Consider the following 19,401-nt stretch of genomic DNA (forward strand, 5'->3'; position numbering starts at 1 on the left):
GGGGTCGGACCCTGCCAAGGTTCCGACCCCGCCTGGTCGTGCGGCTTACGCCCGGTTGATCAGGAAGTTCGACAGCAGCGGCACCGGACGGCCGGTGGCACCTTTGGCTCCGCCCGATTTCCAGGCCGTGCCGGCGATGTCCAGGTGCGCCCAGGTGTACTTGCGGGTGAAGTTCTCGAGGAACGCCGCCGCCGTGCACGACGCGCCGCCCGGGCTGCCGATATTGGCCAGATCGGCGAAGTTGGACTTCAACTGCTCGTTGTACTCTTCGCCGATCGGCAGGCGCCACGCGGTGTCGCCGGCAGCTTTGCCGGCCGCCATGATCTCGTCGGCCAGCGCGTTGTGGACGTCGTCGTCACGCGTAAACAGGCCGCTCTTGTGGTGGCCCAGCGCCACGATGCAGGCGCCGGTGAGCGTTGCCACGTCGAGCACCACGGCCGGGTTGAAGCGCTCGGCGTAGGTCAGCGCGTCGCACAGCACCAGTCGGCCTTCGGCGTCGGTGTTGAGGATCTCGATGGTCAGGCCGTTCATCGACGAGACGATATCGCCCGGCTTGGTGGCGCGGCCCGACGGCATGTTCTCGCAACTGGCGATTACGCCGATGACGTTGAGCTTCAGGTTCATCTCGCCGATAGCGCGCATGGTGCCCAGCACCGAGGCGGCGCCGCCCATGTCGTACTTCATTTCGTCCATGCCGGGACCGGCCTTGAGCGAAATGCCGCCGGTGTCGAAGGTGATGCCTTTACCGACCAGCACCACCGGCGCATCCTTGGCCTTGCCGCCCATGTGCTTGATGATGATGAACTTCGGCGGCTGCTCGCTGCCGTTGGTCACCGACAGGAAGCTGTTCATTTTCAGCGCTTCGAGCTGTTTGCGGTCCAGCACTTCGACGTCGAATTTATAGTCCTTGCCCAGCTTCTTGGCGGTGTTGGCCAGGTAGGTAGGAGTGCAGATATTGGCCGACAGGTTGCCCAGTTCCTTGGTCAGGTCCATGCCGTTGGCGATCGCCACGGCCTGGGCCAGCGCCAGCTTGGTTTCGGTGGTGGAGGGCACGGCCAGCGCGACCTTTTTCACGCCTGCCGGCGCCGGATCCTTCTTGCTCTTCTGGCCGTCGGTGCGGAACACGGTTTCGTGGCCGGTCTGGACTACGCAGCGGATCGCCCAATTGACGTCGCGCTCTTTCACTTCGGTCATCGGCAGTGCGATAATAGCGTCGCTCGCGCCCAGGGCGCCGAAGGCCTTGATGGCGGCCGACACGCCGCTGGCAAAGCTTTTCTCGCTCACAGCTTCTTCATTGCCCAGGCCTACCAGCAACACGCGCTCGGCGGCCACGCCTTGCACGCCGCGCAGCAGCAGGGTGGTGCCGGCCTTGCCGGTGATGTCGCCGGACTTGAGCGCAGCCGAGATTTCACCGGATCCATCGAGGGCCTTGGCGGCTTGCGACAGCTTTTTGTTCTCGAAGACCGCGACAGCCACTACGCCGGCTTTTGCCGAGGCGATGGTGTTCTTGGTGTCGAATGCTTTTATGCTAAAGTCCATTTGATTCTCCGTGACGTATGCGAATTTCCAGTCTGCTCGAGGTGTTCGGCCAGGCTGTTACTTTTAATTTTTTGGCCCTGTAGAAGCTATAACACGGCCATAACCACCAATTATAAACTTCGAATGATTTTTCAACGCGCCCTAAGACGAGAAATGGCCGCTGCGGCCGGCACCAGCTTCACGGTGCTCTTCAGCGTCAGCGTGACCTGGACCCTGATCGGCATCCTCGGCAAGGCCGCCGGCGGCAAAGTCGATTCCGGCGACGTGCTGGCGCTGATCATGTTCGCGACCATCAATTATCTGCCCACCATCCTGATCCTCACCAGCTTTATCTCGGTGCTGATGGTGGTCACTCGCAGCTACCGCGATTCCGAAATGGTGGTGTGGTTCGCCTCGGGCCTGAGCCTCACGCGCTGGATCTGGCCGGTGCTCAGCTTCGGCATCCCGATGGTGCTGCTCACCGGGGCACTGAGCCTGGTGGCCGCGCCGTGGGCCAAGGAGAAAAGCTCTGAGTACGTCGAACGCTTCGCCAAGCGCGAAGACCTGCAAAAAGTCTCGCCCGGCCAGTTCCGCGAATCGGCCTCGGCCAACCGCATCTTCTTCGTCGAAGGCGTGGCCGGCGACACTTCGGTGGTGCACAACGTGTTCGTCAACACCGTCGATGAACGCGGCACCGCCGTCATCGTCGCGCGCGAAGGCGTGATCAGCACCGGCGCCAAGGGTGAACGCTACCTGGTGCTCAAGAACGGCCGCCGCTACCAGGGCGTGCCGGGTCAGTCCGACTTCCAGACCATGGAGTTCGAAAGCTACAGCATGCGCGTGGCCAGCCAGTCGCAGGAGCTCGACCCCGACAGCGACACCGACGCCATTCCGACCATGGCGCTGTTTGCCGACACCAGCACCTCCGGCCGCGCCGAACTGCTGTCGCGCATCGCCTCGCCGCTCACCTGTTTGCTGCTGGTGCTGCTGGCGATACCGCTGGGTTTTGTCAATCCGCGCGCGGGCAGCTCGGCCAACCTGATCATCGCGCTGCTGATCTTCTTCTCGTATAACAACCTGGTCAAGCTGATGGAAGGCGTGGTCCAGGGCGGTAAAATATCGTTCGCGCTGGGCTGGTGGCCGCTGCACCTGGTCACCGCGCTGGTGGTGCTCGCCATGTTCGCCTGGCGTCTGAACCTGAATCACCCTTACCATCCGCTGGCCATGCTGGCGGCGATGAAACGCTCGCGCAATGGCGCCGACAACAAGGCCGTCTCGCCATGAAAATCCTGCAACGCTATTTTGCCGTCTCGATCCTGCAGGCGGTTGCCTTCGTGCTGGTGGCGTTTTTGCTGCTGCAAGCCTTCCTCGACCTCACCGGCGAACTGCGCTCGGTCGGCAAGAACGGCTACACCTTGCAATACGCGCTGCTGTACGTGGCCGCACGCATACCCGGCTATGTATACCGGGTGATGCCGGTGGCGTCGCTGATCGGCACCATCTACATCATGGCGCAGTTTGCGGCCACCTCCGAGTTCACCATCATGCGCGCGGCGTCCATGTCCACCGGCATGGTGGGCTGGATGCTGGCCAAGATCGGCATCGTGCTGGTGATCATCACCTTCATTTTCGGTGAGCTGATCACGCCGCGCACCGCGCCGATTGCCGACACCATCAAGCTCAATTCGCGCGGGGCGGCGATTTCGTCCGAGTTCCGTTCCGGCCTGTGGACCAAGGACATCGTCAAGTCCGAGGGCATGACCGGCACCGTGATCGGCTCGCGCTTTTTCAACGTGCGCGAAGTGCGGCCCGACGGTGCGCTGGTGGACGTCAAGCTCTACGAGTTCGATAACAACTTCCGCCTGCGTTCCATCACCGCCGCCAAGCGCGGCACCTTCCAGGGCAAGAACAACTGGCTGCTCACGGACGTCACCGAAAACATCTTCACCAATCCGGCACTGCTCAAGCCGGGCATGATCGCCAACCTGGAGAACAACTTCGGCCAGGAGTCGAGCCTGATCGAAACGCGCCACAGCGCCACCAAGGACCTGATCTCCGAGATCACGCCGCGCATCCTGGCGGTGTCGGGCGCCGATCCCGATCGCATGTCGGCCAACGAGCTGTTGGTCTACACGCGCCACCTGCAGGAAAACCGCCAGGAGACCGAGCGCTTCAAGATCGCCTTCTGGAAAAAGCTGTTCGACCCGCTGGCCATTTTCGTATTGATGGCGCTGGCGCTGCCGTTCGGCTACCTGCACACGCGTAGCGGTGGCGTGAGCCTGAAGATTTTCGTCGGCATCATGATCGGCGTGAGCTTCCTGTTGGTAAACACCCTGTTCTCGCACCTTGGCGTGCTCAGTACCTGGCCCGCATTCCTGACGGCGCTGGCCCCCAGCTTGATATACCTATTCCTGGCGCTCGGTGCGCTATGGTGGGTGGAAAGACATTAGATGACCAAGCAAGCCCTGATCTTATTTGCCCACGGTGCCCGCGCCGCCTCCTGGGCCGCACCGTTCGAACGGCTGCGCGACCTCACGCGCACGCGCCTGCCCGAGGTGCGGGTGGAGCTGGCATTTCTCGAACTGATGGAGCCGCGCCTGCCCGAGATGGTGGCGGACATGGCCACGCAAGGCATTGCGGACGTGACTGTGGTGCCGGTGTTCCTGGGGCAGGGTGGCCACGTGCTGCGCGACCTGCCGCTGATGGTGGAGCAGCTGCGCATCGATCATCCGCAGCTGTCGTTCAAGGTGGTGGGGGCGGCCGGCGAAGATCCGGCGGTATTGAATGCGCTAACGAACTACTGCGTCAACTCGCTCTAAGGCCGCTTCAGGGCAGCCAGCGCTTCGTAGCTCCCTGCCGTGCTGGCGCACTGTCTGCATCGCTACACCTCGCGCTGGCCGCTTCAGGGCAGCCAGCGCTTCGTTGTAGCTCCTTGCCGTGCTGGCGCACTGTCTGCGTCGCTACGCCTCGCTCTGGCAGCCCTGCAGCGGCCTTTTAATTAGTGACGCGGAATTAGCTTGACTTCGTAGAGCTTGGGCCAGAGCTTGCCGGTGACGAACAGGCGTTTTTTGGCGGCGTCGTACGCGATGCCGTTGAGGACATTGTCGGCTGCCGGGCCTTTGCCGGCTTCCGCATACAGCTTGCCCAGGTCGATCCAGCCGGTGATTTTTCCGGTCTTCTGGTCGATGCGGGCAATGGTGTTGGTCTGCCAGACATTGGCGAAGATTTCGTCGCCCACCACTTCCAGCTCGTTGAGCTGATCGACTGCGATGCCGTCGGCCGTCACCTTCACGCGCCGCACTTCGAGGAAGGTTTTCGGGTCGAGGAAGCGCAGCGTGTTGCTGCCGTCGCTGAGCACCAGCTCCTTGCCGTTTTGCGCCAGGCCCCAGCCTTCGCCGGGGTAGGCAAAGTCGCCCTTCGGCTCGAACGTCTTGAGATCGAACACGAAGCCGGTCTGCGAGCGCCAGGTGATGCTCACCAGCGTGTCGTTCCAGTCGGTCATGCCCTCGCCGAAATATTGCGCCGGAATGTCGCGGCTTTGCAGTACCTTGCCCGTTTCCAGCTGCACCTTGCGGATGGTGGACTTGCCGTTCAGGCCCGTGCTTTCGTACAAAAAACCGTCGCGGTACAGCAAACCCTGAGTGAACGCCTGGGCGTCGTGCGGGTAGCTGTGGACGATCTTGAAGTCGTAGGTAGGGATCGCGGCTGCGGCGGATGTCGATATCAGCGCCGAGCATAGGAAGAGGGAAACGCGGTTCTGGTTCACTGTGCTTGTTCGTAAAATGCGTTAAATGAGTGCGGCGTTTTGCAGCTCGACCATGGCGTCGAGGGTGGTGCCGGGGTGGGCGAATTCGGCGTCGATGCAGGCGCGCGCTTCGGCCGAGGTGACCAGGGCTGCGGCTTGCTGGCGCAGCCGGGTGGCGGCAGCGTGGTCGCCATAGCCTTCGAGCAGTTCCAGGATCAGCCGCACTTCGGTCATGTAGTTGTAGACGGTGGCCAGCAGCTCGGACATGCCGGCGTCGGACAGCAGGTCAAGCGTGGCCACGTGGGCGCTCACTTCGGCCGCGTAGTCGCCCAGGTGGGCGTCAGGATGCGGCAGGTAGGTGTGCGCCAGTGTGAAGTCGCCGCAGGCCATCATCGACGGCAGCGCCGAGTTGGCGCATTCGCGGGCCAGGCTTGCTGGCAGGCGCTGGAACAGCTGGTACGTGTGCTGGGCGTCGCCCAGCTTGTCGTTGATGGCGCGCACGTCGTTGAACAGAACCGAGTCACCTTCGATATCGCTGCCATCTCCTGCCAGCAGCCGCTCGCTATCGCGCTCGCGCAGGGCGACCAGCGCCTGGCGCGCGGGCAGGTATTCCTCGGCCAGCTTGGCCCAGGCATTGAGCACGTAGGACAAGCGCAGCGGCGCCACGTCCGAGTCGCGCTCCGAGGTAGCATCGAACAGCCAGGTGTAATCCTGCAGCGCGGCGTCGAACTGGCCGGCCGAGTGCGCGTTAAACGCACGGTCCAGGATGTCGTGAACATTATCCATTGCTGCCTCTGACACTGTGGGTAAGAGTGGATATTCTCACAATTTTGGGAAAGTTAGGCGCGGAGCTGTTGCTGTATTGCGTCGCTGATCCGGCTTTCGAGCTGCTGGTGGCTACGCGTTTGCATGGCGTCGCCGATCATGACCAGCACCGGGCCATGTGCTTCACCCAGGCCGTGGGCCATGGCGGCGATGGTCATGCGGCGGATGCGCTGGTCGGCGCGGCTGACGTTTTCGATCACGATCACCGGCGTATCGGGGCGGCGGCCGCCATCGAGCAGGCGCTGCGCGGTGGCGATCGCCTCGCGCCCGCCCATGTACTGCACCAGGGTATCGGCATCTGGAATCGCATCGTGTTCGCGCTCGTCGGGTGCGGTGGACGAGGTGAAAAAGGCCACGCTGCGCGAGACACCGCGCTTGGTCAGTGGCTGCCTGGTGGTGGCAGCGGCAGCGAGCGCGGTGGTGATGCCGGGGACGACTTCCACCTCGATACCGGCTTCCTCGAGCGCCCGCAATTCCTCGTCGGCGCGGCCGAACAGCATCGGGTCGCCGCCTTTCAGGCGCACCACCACGGCGGCCTTGTGGGCGTGATCGACCAGCTGCTTGTTGATGAACTGCTGGGCGCTGGAGAGCTGGCCGCAGCGTTTGCCGACCAGGATTTTTTCGGCTTGCGGGCACAGCTCCAGCATCTCGGCCGTGACCAGGGCGTCGTGCAGCACCACGTCGGCTTGCGCCAGGAGGCGCGCACCGCGCAGTGTCATGAGGTCCTGGGCGCCGGGACCGGCGCCGATCAGGTAGACTTTTCCGAGAGTTGGCATTGCTGTAATCCTTGGTTGGCTGAGCCACGTCGTCCTCGCGAACGCGGGGACCCATAGAACATATGCTCTGTACTGCAGCATAATTTGAGCAAACGCTGCTCAAAGGTGCTATGGATCCCCGCTTGCGCGAGGATGACGATAGCAGGGCTAACGGTATTAACCTACGTTACCGCATGCGGGTATTAATCCGCTAACCGAATCATACCCGCTGCCACCGTCTGGTGGGTTACTTCATCGATCAGGATGAAAGCCCCGGTGGCGCGGATGTCGGCGTAGGCGTCGGCCGCCAGCGGCTGCTGCACCGTCAAACCGATGCGCGCGATGTCGTTCAGTTTCAGGCCGTCGACAGCGTGGCGCTGCTGGGTATTGATGTCCAGCAGCGACTCGATGGCCGTGATCTTGGCCGACGTCTGCCTGGTGCCGTGCTTGATCCAGTACTTGCGGCGCTGGTCCAGCGGCTCGTCCGACATCCAGCAAACATCGGCTTTCAAGGTCTTGAGCAGGGTGGCCGGTTGACTTGCGCCAGCCAGCAGGTCGCCGCGCGAAATGTCCAGGTACTCTTCCAGCAGCAGGGTGACCGACTGCCCCACGACCGCCGACTGGTGCGAGCCTTCCAGGGTGACGATATCCTTGACGGTGGCGCTCTGGCCCGAAGGCTGGACCACCAGCCTGTCGCCGACCGACACCTTGCCGGCTTCGATACGGCCCATGTAGCCGCGGAAGTCGTTCGCTTCATGGCCGTTGTGGCGCGCCACCAGCTGCACCGGGAAGCGGAACGGCGCATCGTGCGATGCCTCATCGACCGACAGCGATTCGAGCAGTTCGATCAGGGTCGGGCCCTGGTACCACGCCAGCTTGTCGCTGCGATCGACCACGTTGTCGCCGGTGAGGGCAGACAGTGGAATCGGCGTCACGTCTTTCAGGCCCAGGGTGGCGGCGAATTCCTGGTAAGCCTTGACGATGCGGTCGTAGATGGCCTGGTCGTAGTTCACCAGGTCCATCTTGTTGACGGCCACGATCACATGCTCGATCTGCAGCAAATGGGCGATGGTCGAGTGGCGCTTGGTCTGGATCAGCAGATCCACACCGCCATCTTCGCGCAGTTTCACTTTCGATACATCGACCAGGATGATCACCGCGTCGGCGGTCGAAGCGCCGGTGACCATGTTGCGGGTGTACTGCTCGTGGCCCGGCGTGTCGGCGATGATGAACTTGCGCTTGGGCGTGGCGAAGTACCGGTAGGCCACGTCGATGGTGATGCCCTGTTCGCGCTCGGCTTCCAGGCCGTCGGTCAGCAGCGACAAATCGACCGCGTCGCCCACGGTGCGCTTGTGCTTGGAGCGCGACATCGCGTCGAGCTGGTCGGCGAAGATGCCCTTGCTGTCGAACAGCAAGCGGCCGATCAGGGTGCTCTTGCCGTCATCGACGGAACCGGCGGTGATGAAGCGCAGCAGGCCGCGCTCCGACAGATGTTGAACAGTGTTGTCAGTCAGTGCATTCATCAGAAGTATCCTGCTTTTTTACGTTTTTCCATCGATGCTTCGGAAGTCTGGTCGTCCATGCGGGTGGCACCGCGCTCGGTCACTTGGGTCACTGCCGTCTCGGCGATGATCGCGTCCACGGTGGCCGCGTCCGACGACACCGGGCAGGTGCACGAGATGTCACCCACGGTGCGGAAACGCACCACTTGGGTTTGCACGTTTTCGCCTTCGCGCGGCGGCGTCAGGTCGGTCAGCGGCACCAGCAGGCCGTTGCGTGGAATCACCTGGCGTTCGTGGGCGAAGTAGATCGGCGGCAGTTCCAGTTTTTCGCGCGCGATGTATTGCCACACATCGAGCTCGGTCCAGTTCGAGATCGGGAACACGCGCATGTTCTCGCCCGGATGGACGCGGGTGTTATACAGGTCCCACAGTTCCGGGCGCTGCGATTTCGGATCCCACTGGCCGAATTCATCGCGGAACGAGAAGATGCGTTCCTTGGCGCGGGCCTTTTCTTCATCGCGGCGCGCGCCGCCGATGCAGGCGTCGAAACCGTGTTCGGCGATGGTCTCCAGCAGCGTGACCGCTTGCGCGGCGTTGCGCGAGTCCGTGGCCGGGTTACGCAGGCGCACCGTGCCCTTTTTGATCGATTCTTCGACCGAGCCGACGATCAGGCGTTCGCCCAGTTCGGCCACGCGCTTGTCGCGGAAGGTGATAACTTCCGGGAAATTGTGGCCGGTATCGACGTGCACTAGCGGGAACGGGAATTTGCCGGGGCGGAAAGCCTTCTCCGCGATGCGCAGCAAGACCACCGAGTCTTTACCGCCCGAGAACAGCAGGGCAGGGTTGGCGCATTCGGCCGCCACTTCGCGCATGATGTGGATCGCTTCCGATTCCAGGGCGTCGAGGTGGCGCGCATTGACGTGCACGGCGTGGTTTTCAGCTAATGCGTTCATAGGTTCTTTCTTGTTCGGCGGCCGAAGGGAATCAGGCTACCACGGATTTAATGCGTATCAGTTTGCCGTCCACCATGTGCAGGCCGCACTCCTTCGAGTCCGGGTTTTCCCACCACCAGCGGCCGGCGCGCACATCTTCGCCCGGCTGCACGGCGCGCGTGCACGGTGCGCAGCCGATCGATGGAAAGCCCTGGTCGTGCAGCGCGTTGTATGGCACGTTGTGCTCGCGGATGTAGTTCCACACGTCTTCCTCCGACCAGTCGGCCAGTGGATTGAACTTGACCATGCCGTGCGCCGCATCGTCTTCCTGCACGTGCAGCTCGGCGCGGGTGGTCGATTGGGCGCGGCGCTGTCCGGTGACCCAGGCCTTGTTGCCGGCCAGGGCGCGGCCCAGTGGTTCCACCTTGCGGATGCGGCAGCATTCGCGGCGCATCTCCACGCTGTCGTAAAAGGCGTTCAGGCCATTTTGCGCGACGTAGGCGTCGACCGCCTCGGGCTGGGGCTTGTACAGCGCGATCTCGTAGCCGTCGTAGTGGTCTTTGACCTTGCCCAGCATGTCCAGTGTTTCGGGATGCAGGCGGCCGGTTTCAAGCGAGAAGATGCCGATATCGAGTTTCGATTTCAGTATCAGGTCGGTCAGCACCATGTCTTCGGCGGCCAGGCTCGAGGCGAAAACCGCCGGGGAAAAATCGCTGGCGATGCGCGACAGCGTGGCGCTGCTGTCGGCAATCAGCTTGCTCAAATTATCCATGGGGTAGTCCAGTCAGGCGCCGGCGGCGAGGCGTGCGTGGCGGCGGAACAGCGGTACTTTCTGGTCCACGGACGCCTGGTAGGTTTCCGAAAAATCGGACAGACCCTTGAGCGCATCGTGCACGTCGCGGTCGGCGTGCACCACGTAGGCATCGAAGCCCACGCGGCTCATCTGGAACAGCTGGTCGCGCAGCACGTCGCCAATCGCCCGCAGCTCGCCGGTCCAGCCCAGGCGCAGGCGCAGGTTGTACGCGATCGAGTAGCCACGGCCGTCGGTAAACTTGGGGAAGTCCACCGCCACCAGGGCGAACTGCGACAGGTCGTCCTTGATCGCTTCGGGACGCTCATCGCTGGCGATCCACACGCCGATTTCGCCAAGCGCAGCGCGCGCGGCCAGCAGTTCGCGCTGCACCAGCCATACCGCTTGCGGCACGATGATTTTGCCTTCGGGGACGGCGACGGTGGCCGGGTCGATGGCCGGTGCGCCTTCCACCGGTTCGGCCAGGCGCAACACCAGCCAGCTGTCTTCGACCACTTCGCGGCCCTTGATGATCAGGTTTTTCACAGCGTCAGACATATTCATCCTCTCCTACCAGGCGACCACCTTTTTCGGCGATCGGCGTGGCGTACACAAATTGCTTGAACGGGGCCACGCCCAGGCGCTGTGCGCAGTCGGCGAACGACTCGTCCTCGAAGCGCTCGCGCAGGTACACCTGCAACAGGCGGTCGATCACTTCCGGCATCTGCTGCGCCGAGAACGACGGGCCGATGATCTTGCCGATGGCAGCGTTGTTGCCCTGCGCGCCGCCGATCGACACCTGGTACCACTCGCTGCCATCTTTATCGACACCGAGCACGCCGATGGAGCCGACGTGGTGGTGGCCGCAAGCGTTGATGCAGCCCGAGATATTGAGTTCGATCTCGCCGATATCGTGCTGGAAGTCGATATTCTCGAAGCGCTCGGCGATCGACGCGGCGATCGGCAGCGACTTGGCGTTGGCCAGCGAGCAGAAGTCGCCGCCGGGGCAGCAGATCATGTCGGTCAGCAGGCCGATATTCGGTGTGGCCAGCTGGTGCGCCTTGGCTTCATGCCACAGCGCGTACAATTGCGACTGTTCCACGTCGGCCAGCACCACGTTCTGTTCGTGGGTCACACGCAGTTCGCCGAAGCTGTAACGGTCGGCCAGGTCGGCCATGAAGTCCATCTGCTCGGCGGTGGCGTCACCGGGCGGCACGCCCGGTTTTTTCAGCGACAGCACCACGGCCGCGTAGCCTGGTTGCTTGTGCGGCTTGACGTTGCGGTTCACCCAGTTGGCGAACGCTTTATTGCCATCCTGGGCGGCGACGACGTCGCTGTCGTCGAGCTGTTTATATGCTGGCGGCTGGAAGTAGTCGATAATGCGCTGCATTTCTTCGACCGTCAGGGTCTCGGGACCGTCCTTGAGGTCTGCCCATTCTGCTTCGACCTGGCGCGCGAATTCTTCGGCGCCGATGGCCTTGAGCAGGATCTTGATGCGGGCCTTGTACTTGTTGTCGCGGCGGCCGTACTGGTTGTACACGCGCATCACGGCTTCGGTATAGGTGAGCAGGTGCTGCCATGGCAGGAAGTCGCGGATCACGCTGCCGATGATCGGCGTGCGGCCCATGCCGCCGCCGGCCATGAACTTGAAGCCGATTTCGCCGGCGTCGTTGCGCACCACGGTCAGGCCAATGTCATGGATGGCGATCGCCGCGCGGTCTTCCACGGCGCCGTTGATGGCAACCTTGAACTTGCGCGGCAGGGCGATGAACTCGGGGTGGAACGTGGACCATTGGCGCAGCACTTCGGCGTAGGGACGCGGATCGATGATCTCGTCGGCAGCCACGCCGGCATACGGGTCGGACGTGGTGTTGCGGATGCAGTTGCCCGAGGTCTGGATCGCGTGCATTTCCACCGAGGCCAGGTCGGTCAGGATGTCCGGGGTCTGTTCCAGCTCCACCCAGTTGAACTGGATGTTCTGGCGCGTGGTGAAGTGGCCATAGCCGCGGTCGTACTTGCGGGCGATATGGGCGAACATGCGCATCTGCCTGGACGCCAGCAGGCCGTATGGCACGGCGATGCGCAGCATGTAGGCGTGGCGTTGCATGTACAAGCCGTTTTGCAGGCGCAGCGGCACGAACTCGGCTTCGGTCAGCTCATCGGCGAGGCGGCGGCGTACCTGGTCGCGGTACTGTGCAATGCGTTCGCGCACGATAAGATGGTCGTATTGGTCGTATTGATACATATTGTTCCTGGTTGGTCGGCGACTAGAATCCCCAAAGTAGCTGCAATAGTAATAAACTTCAGCTTTATTCCAAACTACTTAGTCTTTATTTGCTTATATAAGGATTGGGTATAAGTACGGACGTTAATTAAAGATCGGTCGAGATGAACCTTCACCAACTGCGCTTCGTGCGCGAAGCTGTACGCCAGAACTACAACCTGACCGATGCCGCCAAGGCGCTGTTTACCTCGCAACCAGGCGTGTCCAAGGCGATTATCGAGCTCGAAGAAGAGTTGGGGGTGGATATTTTTACCCGGCACGGCAAGCGCATCCGCGGCCTGACCGAGCCGGGGCGGCTGGTATTGTCGTCGGTGGAACTGATCATGCAGGAGATCGACAGTCTCAAGCGCATTGGCAAGGAATACGCGGCCCAGGACAGCGGCAGCTTTACCATCGCCACCACCCACACCCAGGCCCGCTACACCTTGCCGAAAGTGGTGCAGGCGTTCATGGTCAAGTTCCCCAAGGTGCGCTTATCGTTGCTTCAAGGTAATCCGCAGCAGATCGCCGAGATGGTCCAGCGCGACCAGGCCGACCTGGCGATTGCCACCGAATCGATCGCCGGCATTAACGGTTTGATCACCTTGCCATGTTACCAATGGGAGCACGTGCTGGTGGTGGCGCCCGACCATCCGCTGCTGCGCTACAAGGAGGTAACGCTGGAAGAAATTGCAGCGTACCCGATCATCACCTATGATGGCGCCTTTGCCGGCCGCAGCAAGATCGATCACGCGTTTGCGCTGCGCGGCCTGAAGCTCGACGTGTTGCTCGAGGCGATAGACGCCGACGTCATCAAGACCTATGTGGAGTTGGGCATGGGCATCGGTATCATCGCGGGCATGGCCTTCGACGCCGAGCGCGACAAGAATCTGCGCGCGATTCCGGTAGGACACCTGTTTGGCATGAACGTCTCGCGCGTGGCCGTCAAGCAGGGCGCCTACCTGCGCAGCTATATATATACCTTTATCGAACTGCTGGCGCCCACGCTCAACCGCAAGCTGGTGGAGCAGGCCATGAGTGGCGATAAAGAGCACTACGAACTGTAAAACGAGAAAGCACTCCCATGATTACCAATCAGTTGGCACAATTTTATGCCGTTAACGCCGACAATTACGACCAGGTGTACGCCCAGGAAGAGCGCTTCGACGACCTCGACGACCTGCAGGAAATGGTTGCCGAGATGTTCGAAGGCCACAAGGTGCTGGAACTGGCCTGCGGCACCGCGTACTGGACCGACCTGATCTCGGAGACCGCCGAGTCGGTCTACGCCACCGATCTGTTGCCGGAAATGATAGCCCTGGCCGAAACCCGTGGCCTCGACGAAGATGTGGTCACCTTCGGCATCATGGATGCCTTCAACCTGCCGGACGGCCTGGAAGGCAAGTACACGGCCGTGTTTGCCGCCGGCTTGTGGGGCCACGTGCGCCGCGAAGACCAGGAAAAATACCTGAAAGAGCTGCGCACCAAGCTGGGCAAGGACGTGTTGCTGGTGTTGCTGGACGAAACCTATGTCGATGGCAATTCGATGGTGTTCGCCCGCACGGATATGGAAGGCAATACCCACCAGATCCTCACCGCCGACGACGGCCAGCGTTACGAAATCATGAAGAACTACCTGACCGACAGCACGCTGCGCAAGCGTTTTGCCGCGTCCACCAAGCAGATTCGCATCGAGCGGCTCGAGTATTACTACCTGCTGAGCTGCCGCTTGAAGTAAGGTTTGTTGCCCTGATAAAACAGCCGCCATGTGCGGCTGTTTTGCTTTGTGGCTCAGAAACAACAGCTTGGCGTTGTCACATTGTTGAAGTATTTGATAGGCATGATTCCGCCGGTACAAGCAAATCGTGCAGCACTCTTTCAACCTTCAGTAGAGAACTTCAAGTGAAAAAACTTACTCTGGCAGCAATGATCATCGGCGGCTTCGCAGCCCAGGCCCAAGCGCAATCGAACGTCACCATCTACGGTCTGGTTGACGTCGGCATGGTTTCCGAGCGCGGTGGCGCAGCCGGCAGCGTGACCAAAGTGACCAGCGGTATCGGCGGCCAGTCGCGTCTGGGTTTCCGTGGTACCGAAGACCTGGGTAACGGCCTGTCGGCCATTTTCCAGCTGGAAGCCGGCATCAAGGTTGACGACGGTACCCTGGACAACACCAACAGCGCGCTGTTCAACCGCGCAGCCATGGTCGGCCTGAAAAGCAAGGACGCCGGCACCCTGACCATCGGTCGCCAGCAAACCATGTTGTACAACGCGTTGAGCCAGGTCGCCGACCCGTTCGGCGCCGGTTACGCCGGTAGCGCCAAGAACCTGTTCCCAACCTCGGGCAACCTGACCCGCGTAAGCAACTCGCTGGTGTACACCACCCCGACCTTCTCGGGCTTCACCATCGACGGCCAGTACGCCCTGGGCGAACAGGCCGGCAGCAGCGAAGCCGCCCGCCAGTTCGGCCTGGGCATGGCTTACTCGCAAGGTCCGCTGAATGTGCGCGTGGTGTACAACAACCGCAACAACGACACCGTCGCCAATAGCATCGTCACCGAGCGCGACACCGGCAAGAACACCCTGGTGGCCATGAACTATGACTTCCAGGTGGTGAAGGCCTACGTTGCCTACGGCACCAACAAGGGCCTGAACAGCGCGCCGCTGCCAGTGGCCAATGCCTTCGCTTACCGCGTGGCCCCAACCGCCAGCCTCGATAGCGACAACATCCTGGTCGGCGCGCAGATCCCGGTTGGCGCTGGCACCATCATGACGTCGTACACCCGCAAGAACGACAAGACCAACTTCAACCAGGACGCCGACCAGTTCGCCGTCGGTTACCTGTACGCGCTGTCCAAGCGTACCGGCGCCTACGCCAGCTACGCCAAGATCAAGAACAAGAACGGCGCCGGCTACACCGTGGGTAACAACAACGAGCCAGGCACCGGCGACAAGGCGTTCAACGTCGGCGTGCGTCACTCGTTCTAAGCAGGTTCAAGGGGCGGGCGTGCGCGGTGGCAGTGGCAGCCGGACCATGATCCGGGTGCCGCCGTCGCTGAGGATGGAAATATCGCCTTGCAGCGCCCACACCCTTTCGCGCATCCCGATCAGGCCATAGGACGAAGCTTTGTCCATGTCCTGGGCGGCGATGCCGCGGCCGTCGTCCTGGATGGAAATATCGAGCAAATCGTCCACCCGCCGCAATGACAGTTCGACCCTGGTTGCTTGCGCATGGCGCATGATATTGGTCAGCGCTTCCTGCACGATGCGGTAAATGGCCGTGCTATAGGCATCATCGAGTATCAATTCTTCTTCGTTCGCATGCAGACGGCACGCTATGCGGTAGTGCGAGACGAATTCCTGGCGCAAGCTCTCCAGCGCAAAATACAGACCACCTTCATCGAGTGCGCGCGGCCGCAGGTTGCTGGCAATGCGCCGCAGCGACGTGATCGACGCCATCAGCAACTCATCCATGCCATTGAGCAGCTTGCGCGGCCCTGGCTCACGTAACTGGCGTTGCAGCAGTGCCAGGTCCACCCGTAGCGTGGCCAGCAACTGTCCCAGGTCGTCGTGCAGTTCGCGGGCGATGTGCTTGCGTTCCTCTTCCCGGATGGTTTGCAGCGCGGCCGACAGCTCGCGCAGCTGCGTATAGGACTGCGCCAGCTTTTCCTGCACCTGTTTGCGCTCGGTAATGTCGCGCAAGATGATGGTGTAAATCGGCTTGCCGCTTTCGTATAGCGACGAGATCGACCCCTCGAGCGGCAAATGCTGGCCGTCGCTGCGCACGCCGGTGACCGCGTAATCGCTGGCGCGGCGGCCCTTCATGCGCAGGTGGATGCCGGTATTGCCGAAATAATGGGACGTCGCCGGGTTGGCGCCCAGGCGCTGGTCGCGCGGGATGAAGGCATTGAGCGGTGCGCCCTGCATGTCGTCGAGCGAGACGCCGAACATGGTGGCAGCCGCCGGGTTGGCCTGCAGGATGGATTGCTGCTCGTCGGTGACGATGATGGCGTCACTGGCGTGCTGAATGATGCCCCGGCTGCGACGCCAGGACTTGCGGCCGAGTGGCTGCAGTAGTGGTCGCAACAAGGGACGCGCCAGCCAGGCGACGCCGGTGGCGGCAGTGATGGCGAGCAGGGACAGAAGGGGGCGGGGTAGCTTCATGCAAAATCCCCAGCCGGAAAAGGGCGGCTGCACTCTGTACCATAGGACAAGCGCAGGTCCGCCCCTTGATGCCTATCAAGTGTGCATCAATGCGCATTTACATCAGCGCATTACATCGGCCAGCTACATCTGCTTGAACAAATGCAGGAAGCTGCGGCTGACCTCCAGCTTGTCGGAGCGGCCCTTGATCATCACCAGGTGGCGACCGCGGATGTCGCGGGTCACGCCTTCGATGGCGTTGACGTTCACCAGGGTGGCGCGGTGGATTTGCCAGAACAGCTTGGGATCGAGCTCCTCGGCCAGGTCGCGCACGGGCTTGCGGATCAGCGCCTCGTAACGCTCGGTCTGCACGCATGTGTATTTTTCGTCGGAACGGAAAAACAGGATTTCCTCGACCGGGATCATGCGCAGGTCCTGGCCGATGCTGGCCTGTATCCATTGCAGGTGCGATGGCTTGGGCGCCGAGATTTTCTCGGTCAGCTGCGACAGCAGCGCCGTTACGCTGGCGCTGACATCCGGCGTGGCGGGCTTGTTCAGGCGTTCTTTGAGGCGGTCGACCGTGATTTTCAGGCGTTCCGGCTCGGATGGCTTGAGCACGTAGTCGATGGCGCCGCGCTCGAAGGCTTCGACCGCGTAGGCGTCGTAGGCGGTGACGAACACGATATTGCTCTTGCTACCGATCACGGTGGCCGCTTCCATGCCGGTCTTGCCGGGCATGCGGATGTCGAGGAAGGTGAAGTCCGGCTTGAGCTGATCGACCAGCTCGATCGCTTCGTCGCCGTTCTTGGCTTCGCCAAGAATTTCAAGCTCCGGCCATACTTGTTCCAAGCGCATGCGCAGCTGGTCGCGCATCAGTCTTTCGTCATCGGCAATAATTGCAGTAGGCATCGGGTTCGCAGGCTAAGGATTATCAAAGGAATAGTCGATCAATTATTCAACGAATTGCGCTCATGGTCAATTAATCAATTGGTCTTGGACAGGTTGGTTGGTTCGGCCTTGGTTTTCGCGAGCGCGTACGGTACTTCGATGGTGGCGATCACACCGCTTGGCGTGTTGGCAGCGATCAGTAGCTGGCCTTGTTCCCCATGCAGCAGTTTCAGCCGTTCGCGGATATTGGTCAGGCCCAGCCCGGTGCCATTGCTGGGCACGGCGCCGAAGCCCAGCCCGGTATCGGAAACGATCACCCGCAGCTTGTTGTGGGCCACTTCGGCGCGCACCTTCAGCACGCCGCCCTCGGGCTTGGCTTCCAGGCCGTGCTTGATGGCGTTTTCCACCATCGACTGCAGCATCATCGGCGGGAAGGCAGCGGTGCGCAGGCCGTCGGGTACATCGAATTCCACGATCAGGCGTTCTTCCATGCGCATTTTGAGCAGGTTCAGGTAAGCCTCCACCATGTCGGCTTCACGGCCGAGGTTGGTAATCAAGGCGTTGTCGCGCATTTGCGGCAGCACCGCGCGCAGGTAGCGGATCAGGCTGCGCTGCATGGCGGAGGCGCGTGGCGGGTCGGTTTCGATCAGGTGCTCGACCGAGGCCAGGGTATTGAACAGGAAGTGCGGCTCCACCTGGGCCTGCATCATTTGCATGCGCGCTTCGGAGAGCTGGCGCTGCATGGCTTCGCGCTCGACGGCGGCGTTGGCGTTCTGGGTTTCAGCTTCCGCGCGTTTTTTGCCGCCCATTAGCGCTTTGGTGCCGAACAGGGCCAGTACCAGCAAGGTCACGAAACTCTTGAACCAGGTTGACGCCTGCACGTGGTAGCGGGCCACTTTCTGCTCGGCCGCATCGTCGACCGCTTCTTCGATGGCGTTGGACAATTCCTCGCCGATTTGCGGCGGCAGTTCGATGTGGACTTCGTCGCCCGGCAGTGACGGCAGCGATGGCACGGCGGACGCTTTGCCGCTTTTGCCCGGGGTGGCCGGGGTGACTGGTGTAGCTGGTGTAGCCGGGACGGCTGGCTCCTCAGGCGGCACATCCGGTTCTGTCGGTTCGGCAGGTTCGGCAGGCTCGACGGGATCGGCGGCTGGGGTTGGGTGTTCCGCAGCGGCTTTCTCGGCATCCTTGTTAATGTTCTTGTTGCGGGGATTGAAGCGAATGCCGCTGTCGTCGATGACGATATTGCTGTCGCCACCACGCCGCTTGGGCTTGTCGCTGCGTACCGATTCTTCCATCACCGTGTTCGACGAGAACAGCTCATCTTGCAAGATGGAGCCTGCGATCAGCATCAGGATGGCAAATACCAGGAACTTCCACCAGGATAGTTGCGTGACCCAGGTGGCGACCACATCGAAGGCGCGGTGCAACCAGGTAGCGACGGTTTTGACCGTTTCTTGAGTTTTGGGCGTAGGAAACATGTGCAACTTTCACTGGCGTGGTTTGATGATGCAACTGTAACGACCGGCGCCGCTTTGCGCCATGGCCGTGCGACAGGATGCAATAAACAGGGGATGGACCGTGTCGCAGAAATGTTTCTTGCCACGGCACGCAGAGCTGGCTATAATTCGCCCCCTCGCTGAAGCCGATATGCAAATGTTAGACGAAGCGAGGAAAAAAGAAGGTTGACGTAACGAGCGAAACGCTTCATACTCTTTCTTCTTCGCGGCTGACAAAACGATCGCTGCGAAACGCACCACCGAATAAGTTCTTTAAAAATTAACAGTCGATAAGTGTGGACGTTTGATGAAAGTGCACGCAGCGCTAGCCGCTGCGATACTTAACATATCAAATGTTCACAAGAAGTAATGAAATAGGCACTATGAAAATAGTGGCCTGTCAGTATTTTGAGTGAGCGACCCGTCGAAAGACGGTGCTGCGAAAGCAGCAAATAAACAGAGATTAAACTGAAGAGTTTGATCCTGGCTCAGATTGAACGCTGGCGGCATGCCTTACACATGCAAGTCGAACGGCAGCGCGGGG

Annotated in this window: 18 protein-coding genes and 1 rRNA gene; 7 read left to right on the top strand and 12 right to left on the bottom strand. The window is 61.5% G+C overall.

The genetic code is table 11. The features are described 5' to 3' along the window. Positions 1-45: 45 nt before the first annotated feature. The gene (locus tag J2X54_RS23200) at positions 46-1,539 is read right to left on the bottom strand and encodes a leucyl aminopeptidase (protein WP_070245761.1); all 1,494 of its coding nucleotides are present in this window, start codon (positions 1,537-1,539) and stop codon (positions 46-48) included. A gap of 123 nt (positions 1,540-1,662) precedes the next feature. Here J2X54_RS23200 and lptF point away from each other — a divergent pair, with 123 nt between their 5' ends. From lptF to J2X54_RS23215, 3 genes are read left to right on the top strand one after another with little or no spacing between them, the layout of a single operon-like run. Beyond that, positions 1,663-2,802 (top strand): LPS export ABC transporter permease LptF, encoded by a 1,140-nt coding sequence (gene lptF, locus J2X54_RS23205; protein WP_310184189.1) that lies wholly within the window; start codon positions 1,663-1,665, stop codon positions 2,800-2,802. Next, positions 2,799-3,968, top strand: a complete 1,170-nt coding sequence (gene lptG, locus J2X54_RS23210; RefSeq protein WP_070245763.1) for an LPS export ABC transporter permease LptG — start codon at positions 2,799-2,801, stop codon at positions 3,966-3,968. The genes lptF and lptG overlap by 4 nt, the downstream gene beginning before the upstream one ends. Further along, positions 3,969-4,337 (top strand): CbiX/SirB N-terminal domain-containing protein, encoded by a 369-nt coding sequence (locus J2X54_RS23215; RefSeq protein ID WP_310184191.1) that lies wholly within the window; start codon positions 3,969-3,971, stop codon positions 4,335-4,337. It abuts the gene before it with no gap. Positions 4,338-4,516: 179 nt separating this feature from the next. On the opposite strand, the gene J2X54_RS23220 is transcribed toward J2X54_RS23215, so the two are convergent. The 8 genes from J2X54_RS23220 to J2X54_RS23255 all read right to left on the bottom strand — a co-directional run bounded on the left by J2X54_RS23220 (position 4,517) and on the right by J2X54_RS23255 (position 12,312). Next, positions 4,517-5,284, bottom strand: coding sequence for a glutaminyl-peptide cyclotransferase (locus J2X54_RS23220; protein WP_310184193.1), 768 nt, complete (start codon positions 5,282-5,284; stop codon positions 4,517-4,519). A 21-nt stretch (positions 5,285-5,305) separates the two neighbouring features. Beyond that, positions 5,306-6,049, bottom strand: a complete 744-nt coding sequence (locus tag J2X54_RS23225) for a hypothetical protein (protein ID WP_070245766.1) — start codon at positions 6,047-6,049, stop codon at positions 5,306-5,308. 53 nt (positions 6,050-6,102) lie between these two features. Further along, positions 6,103-6,864 (bottom strand): uroporphyrinogen-III C-methyltransferase, encoded by a 762-nt coding sequence (cobA, locus tag J2X54_RS23230; RefSeq protein ID WP_310184195.1) that lies wholly within the window; start codon positions 6,862-6,864, stop codon positions 6,103-6,105. Positions 6,865-7,046: 182 nt separating this feature from the next. After that, complete coding sequence (locus tag J2X54_RS23235) at positions 7,047-8,366, bottom strand: GTP-binding protein (RefSeq protein WP_310184196.1); 1,320 nt, start codon at positions 8,364-8,366, stop codon at positions 7,047-7,049. Then, the gene (gene cysD / locus J2X54_RS23240) at positions 8,366-9,298 is read right to left on the bottom strand and encodes a sulfate adenylyltransferase subunit CysD (RefSeq protein WP_310184197.1); all 933 of its coding nucleotides are present in this window, start codon (positions 9,296-9,298) and stop codon (positions 8,366-8,368) included. Before cysD ends, J2X54_RS23235 begins: the two co-directional genes overlap by 1 nt. A 31-nt stretch (positions 9,299-9,329) precedes the next feature. Next, positions 9,330-10,049, bottom strand: coding sequence for a phosphoadenylyl-sulfate reductase (locus tag J2X54_RS23245; RefSeq protein ID WP_310184199.1), 720 nt, complete (start codon positions 10,047-10,049; stop codon positions 9,330-9,332). Positions 10,050-10,061: 12 nt separating this feature from the next. Beyond that, on the bottom strand, positions 10,062-10,625 hold the full coding sequence (locus J2X54_RS23250; RefSeq protein WP_310184201.1) for a DUF934 domain-containing protein: 564 nt from the start codon (positions 10,623-10,625) through the stop codon (positions 10,062-10,064). Further along, the gene (locus J2X54_RS23255; protein WP_310184202.1) at positions 10,618-12,312 is read right to left on the bottom strand and encodes a nitrite/sulfite reductase; all 1,695 of its coding nucleotides are present in this window, start codon (positions 12,310-12,312) and stop codon (positions 10,618-10,620) included. Before J2X54_RS23255 ends, J2X54_RS23250 begins: the two co-directional genes overlap by 8 nt. Positions 12,313-12,455: 143 nt before the next feature. Here J2X54_RS23255 and J2X54_RS23260 point away from each other — a divergent pair, with 143 nt between their 5' ends. From J2X54_RS23260 to J2X54_RS23270, 3 genes are all read left to right on the top strand, one after another. Further along, positions 12,456-13,397, top strand: coding sequence for a CysB family HTH-type transcriptional regulator (locus J2X54_RS23260; RefSeq protein ID WP_019921913.1), 942 nt, complete (start codon positions 12,456-12,458; stop codon positions 13,395-13,397). 17 nt (positions 13,398-13,414) lie between these two features. Continuing rightward, complete coding sequence (locus tag J2X54_RS23265; RefSeq protein ID WP_310184204.1) at positions 13,415-14,068, top strand: class I SAM-dependent methyltransferase; 654 nt, start codon at positions 13,415-13,417, stop codon at positions 14,066-14,068. A 188-nt stretch (positions 14,069-14,256) separates the two neighbouring features. Next, entirely contained in the window at positions 14,257-15,315 is a 1,059-nt protein-coding gene (locus tag J2X54_RS23270; protein ID WP_310184216.1) for a porin, read from the top strand. Between the two features lie 6 nt (positions 15,316-15,321). Here J2X54_RS23270 and J2X54_RS23275 read toward each other — a convergent pair whose 3' ends face one another. From J2X54_RS23275 to J2X54_RS23285, 3 genes are all read right to left on the bottom strand, one after another. Further along, complete coding sequence (locus J2X54_RS23275) at positions 15,322-16,491, bottom strand: PAS domain-containing sensor histidine kinase (protein ID WP_310184205.1); 1,170 nt, start codon at positions 16,489-16,491, stop codon at positions 15,322-15,324. Positions 16,492-16,614: 123 nt separating this feature from the next. After that, positions 16,615-17,379 carry a LytTR family DNA-binding domain-containing protein gene (locus J2X54_RS23280; RefSeq protein ID WP_070245776.1) on the bottom strand — a complete coding sequence of 255 codons (765 nt, stop codon included), beginning with the start codon at positions 17,377-17,379 and terminating at the stop codon, positions 16,615-16,617. 74 nt (positions 17,380-17,453) lie between these two features. Beyond that, positions 17,454-18,839: a histidine kinase gene (locus J2X54_RS23285; RefSeq protein ID WP_310184208.1), complete on the bottom strand. Its 1,386-nt coding sequence runs from the start codon at positions 18,837-18,839 to the stop codon at positions 17,454-17,456. Between the two features lie 483 nt (positions 18,840-19,322). Between J2X54_RS23285 and J2X54_RS23290 the strand changes: the two genes are divergently transcribed. Next, positions 19,323-19,401 (top strand): 16S ribosomal RNA (locus J2X54_RS23290); the annotation flags it as partial.

The organism is Duganella sp. 3397, assembly GCF_031456625.1.
Classification (GTDB): Bacteria; Pseudomonadota; Gammaproteobacteria; order Burkholderiales; family Burkholderiaceae_D; genus Rugamonas; species Rugamonas phyllosphaerae.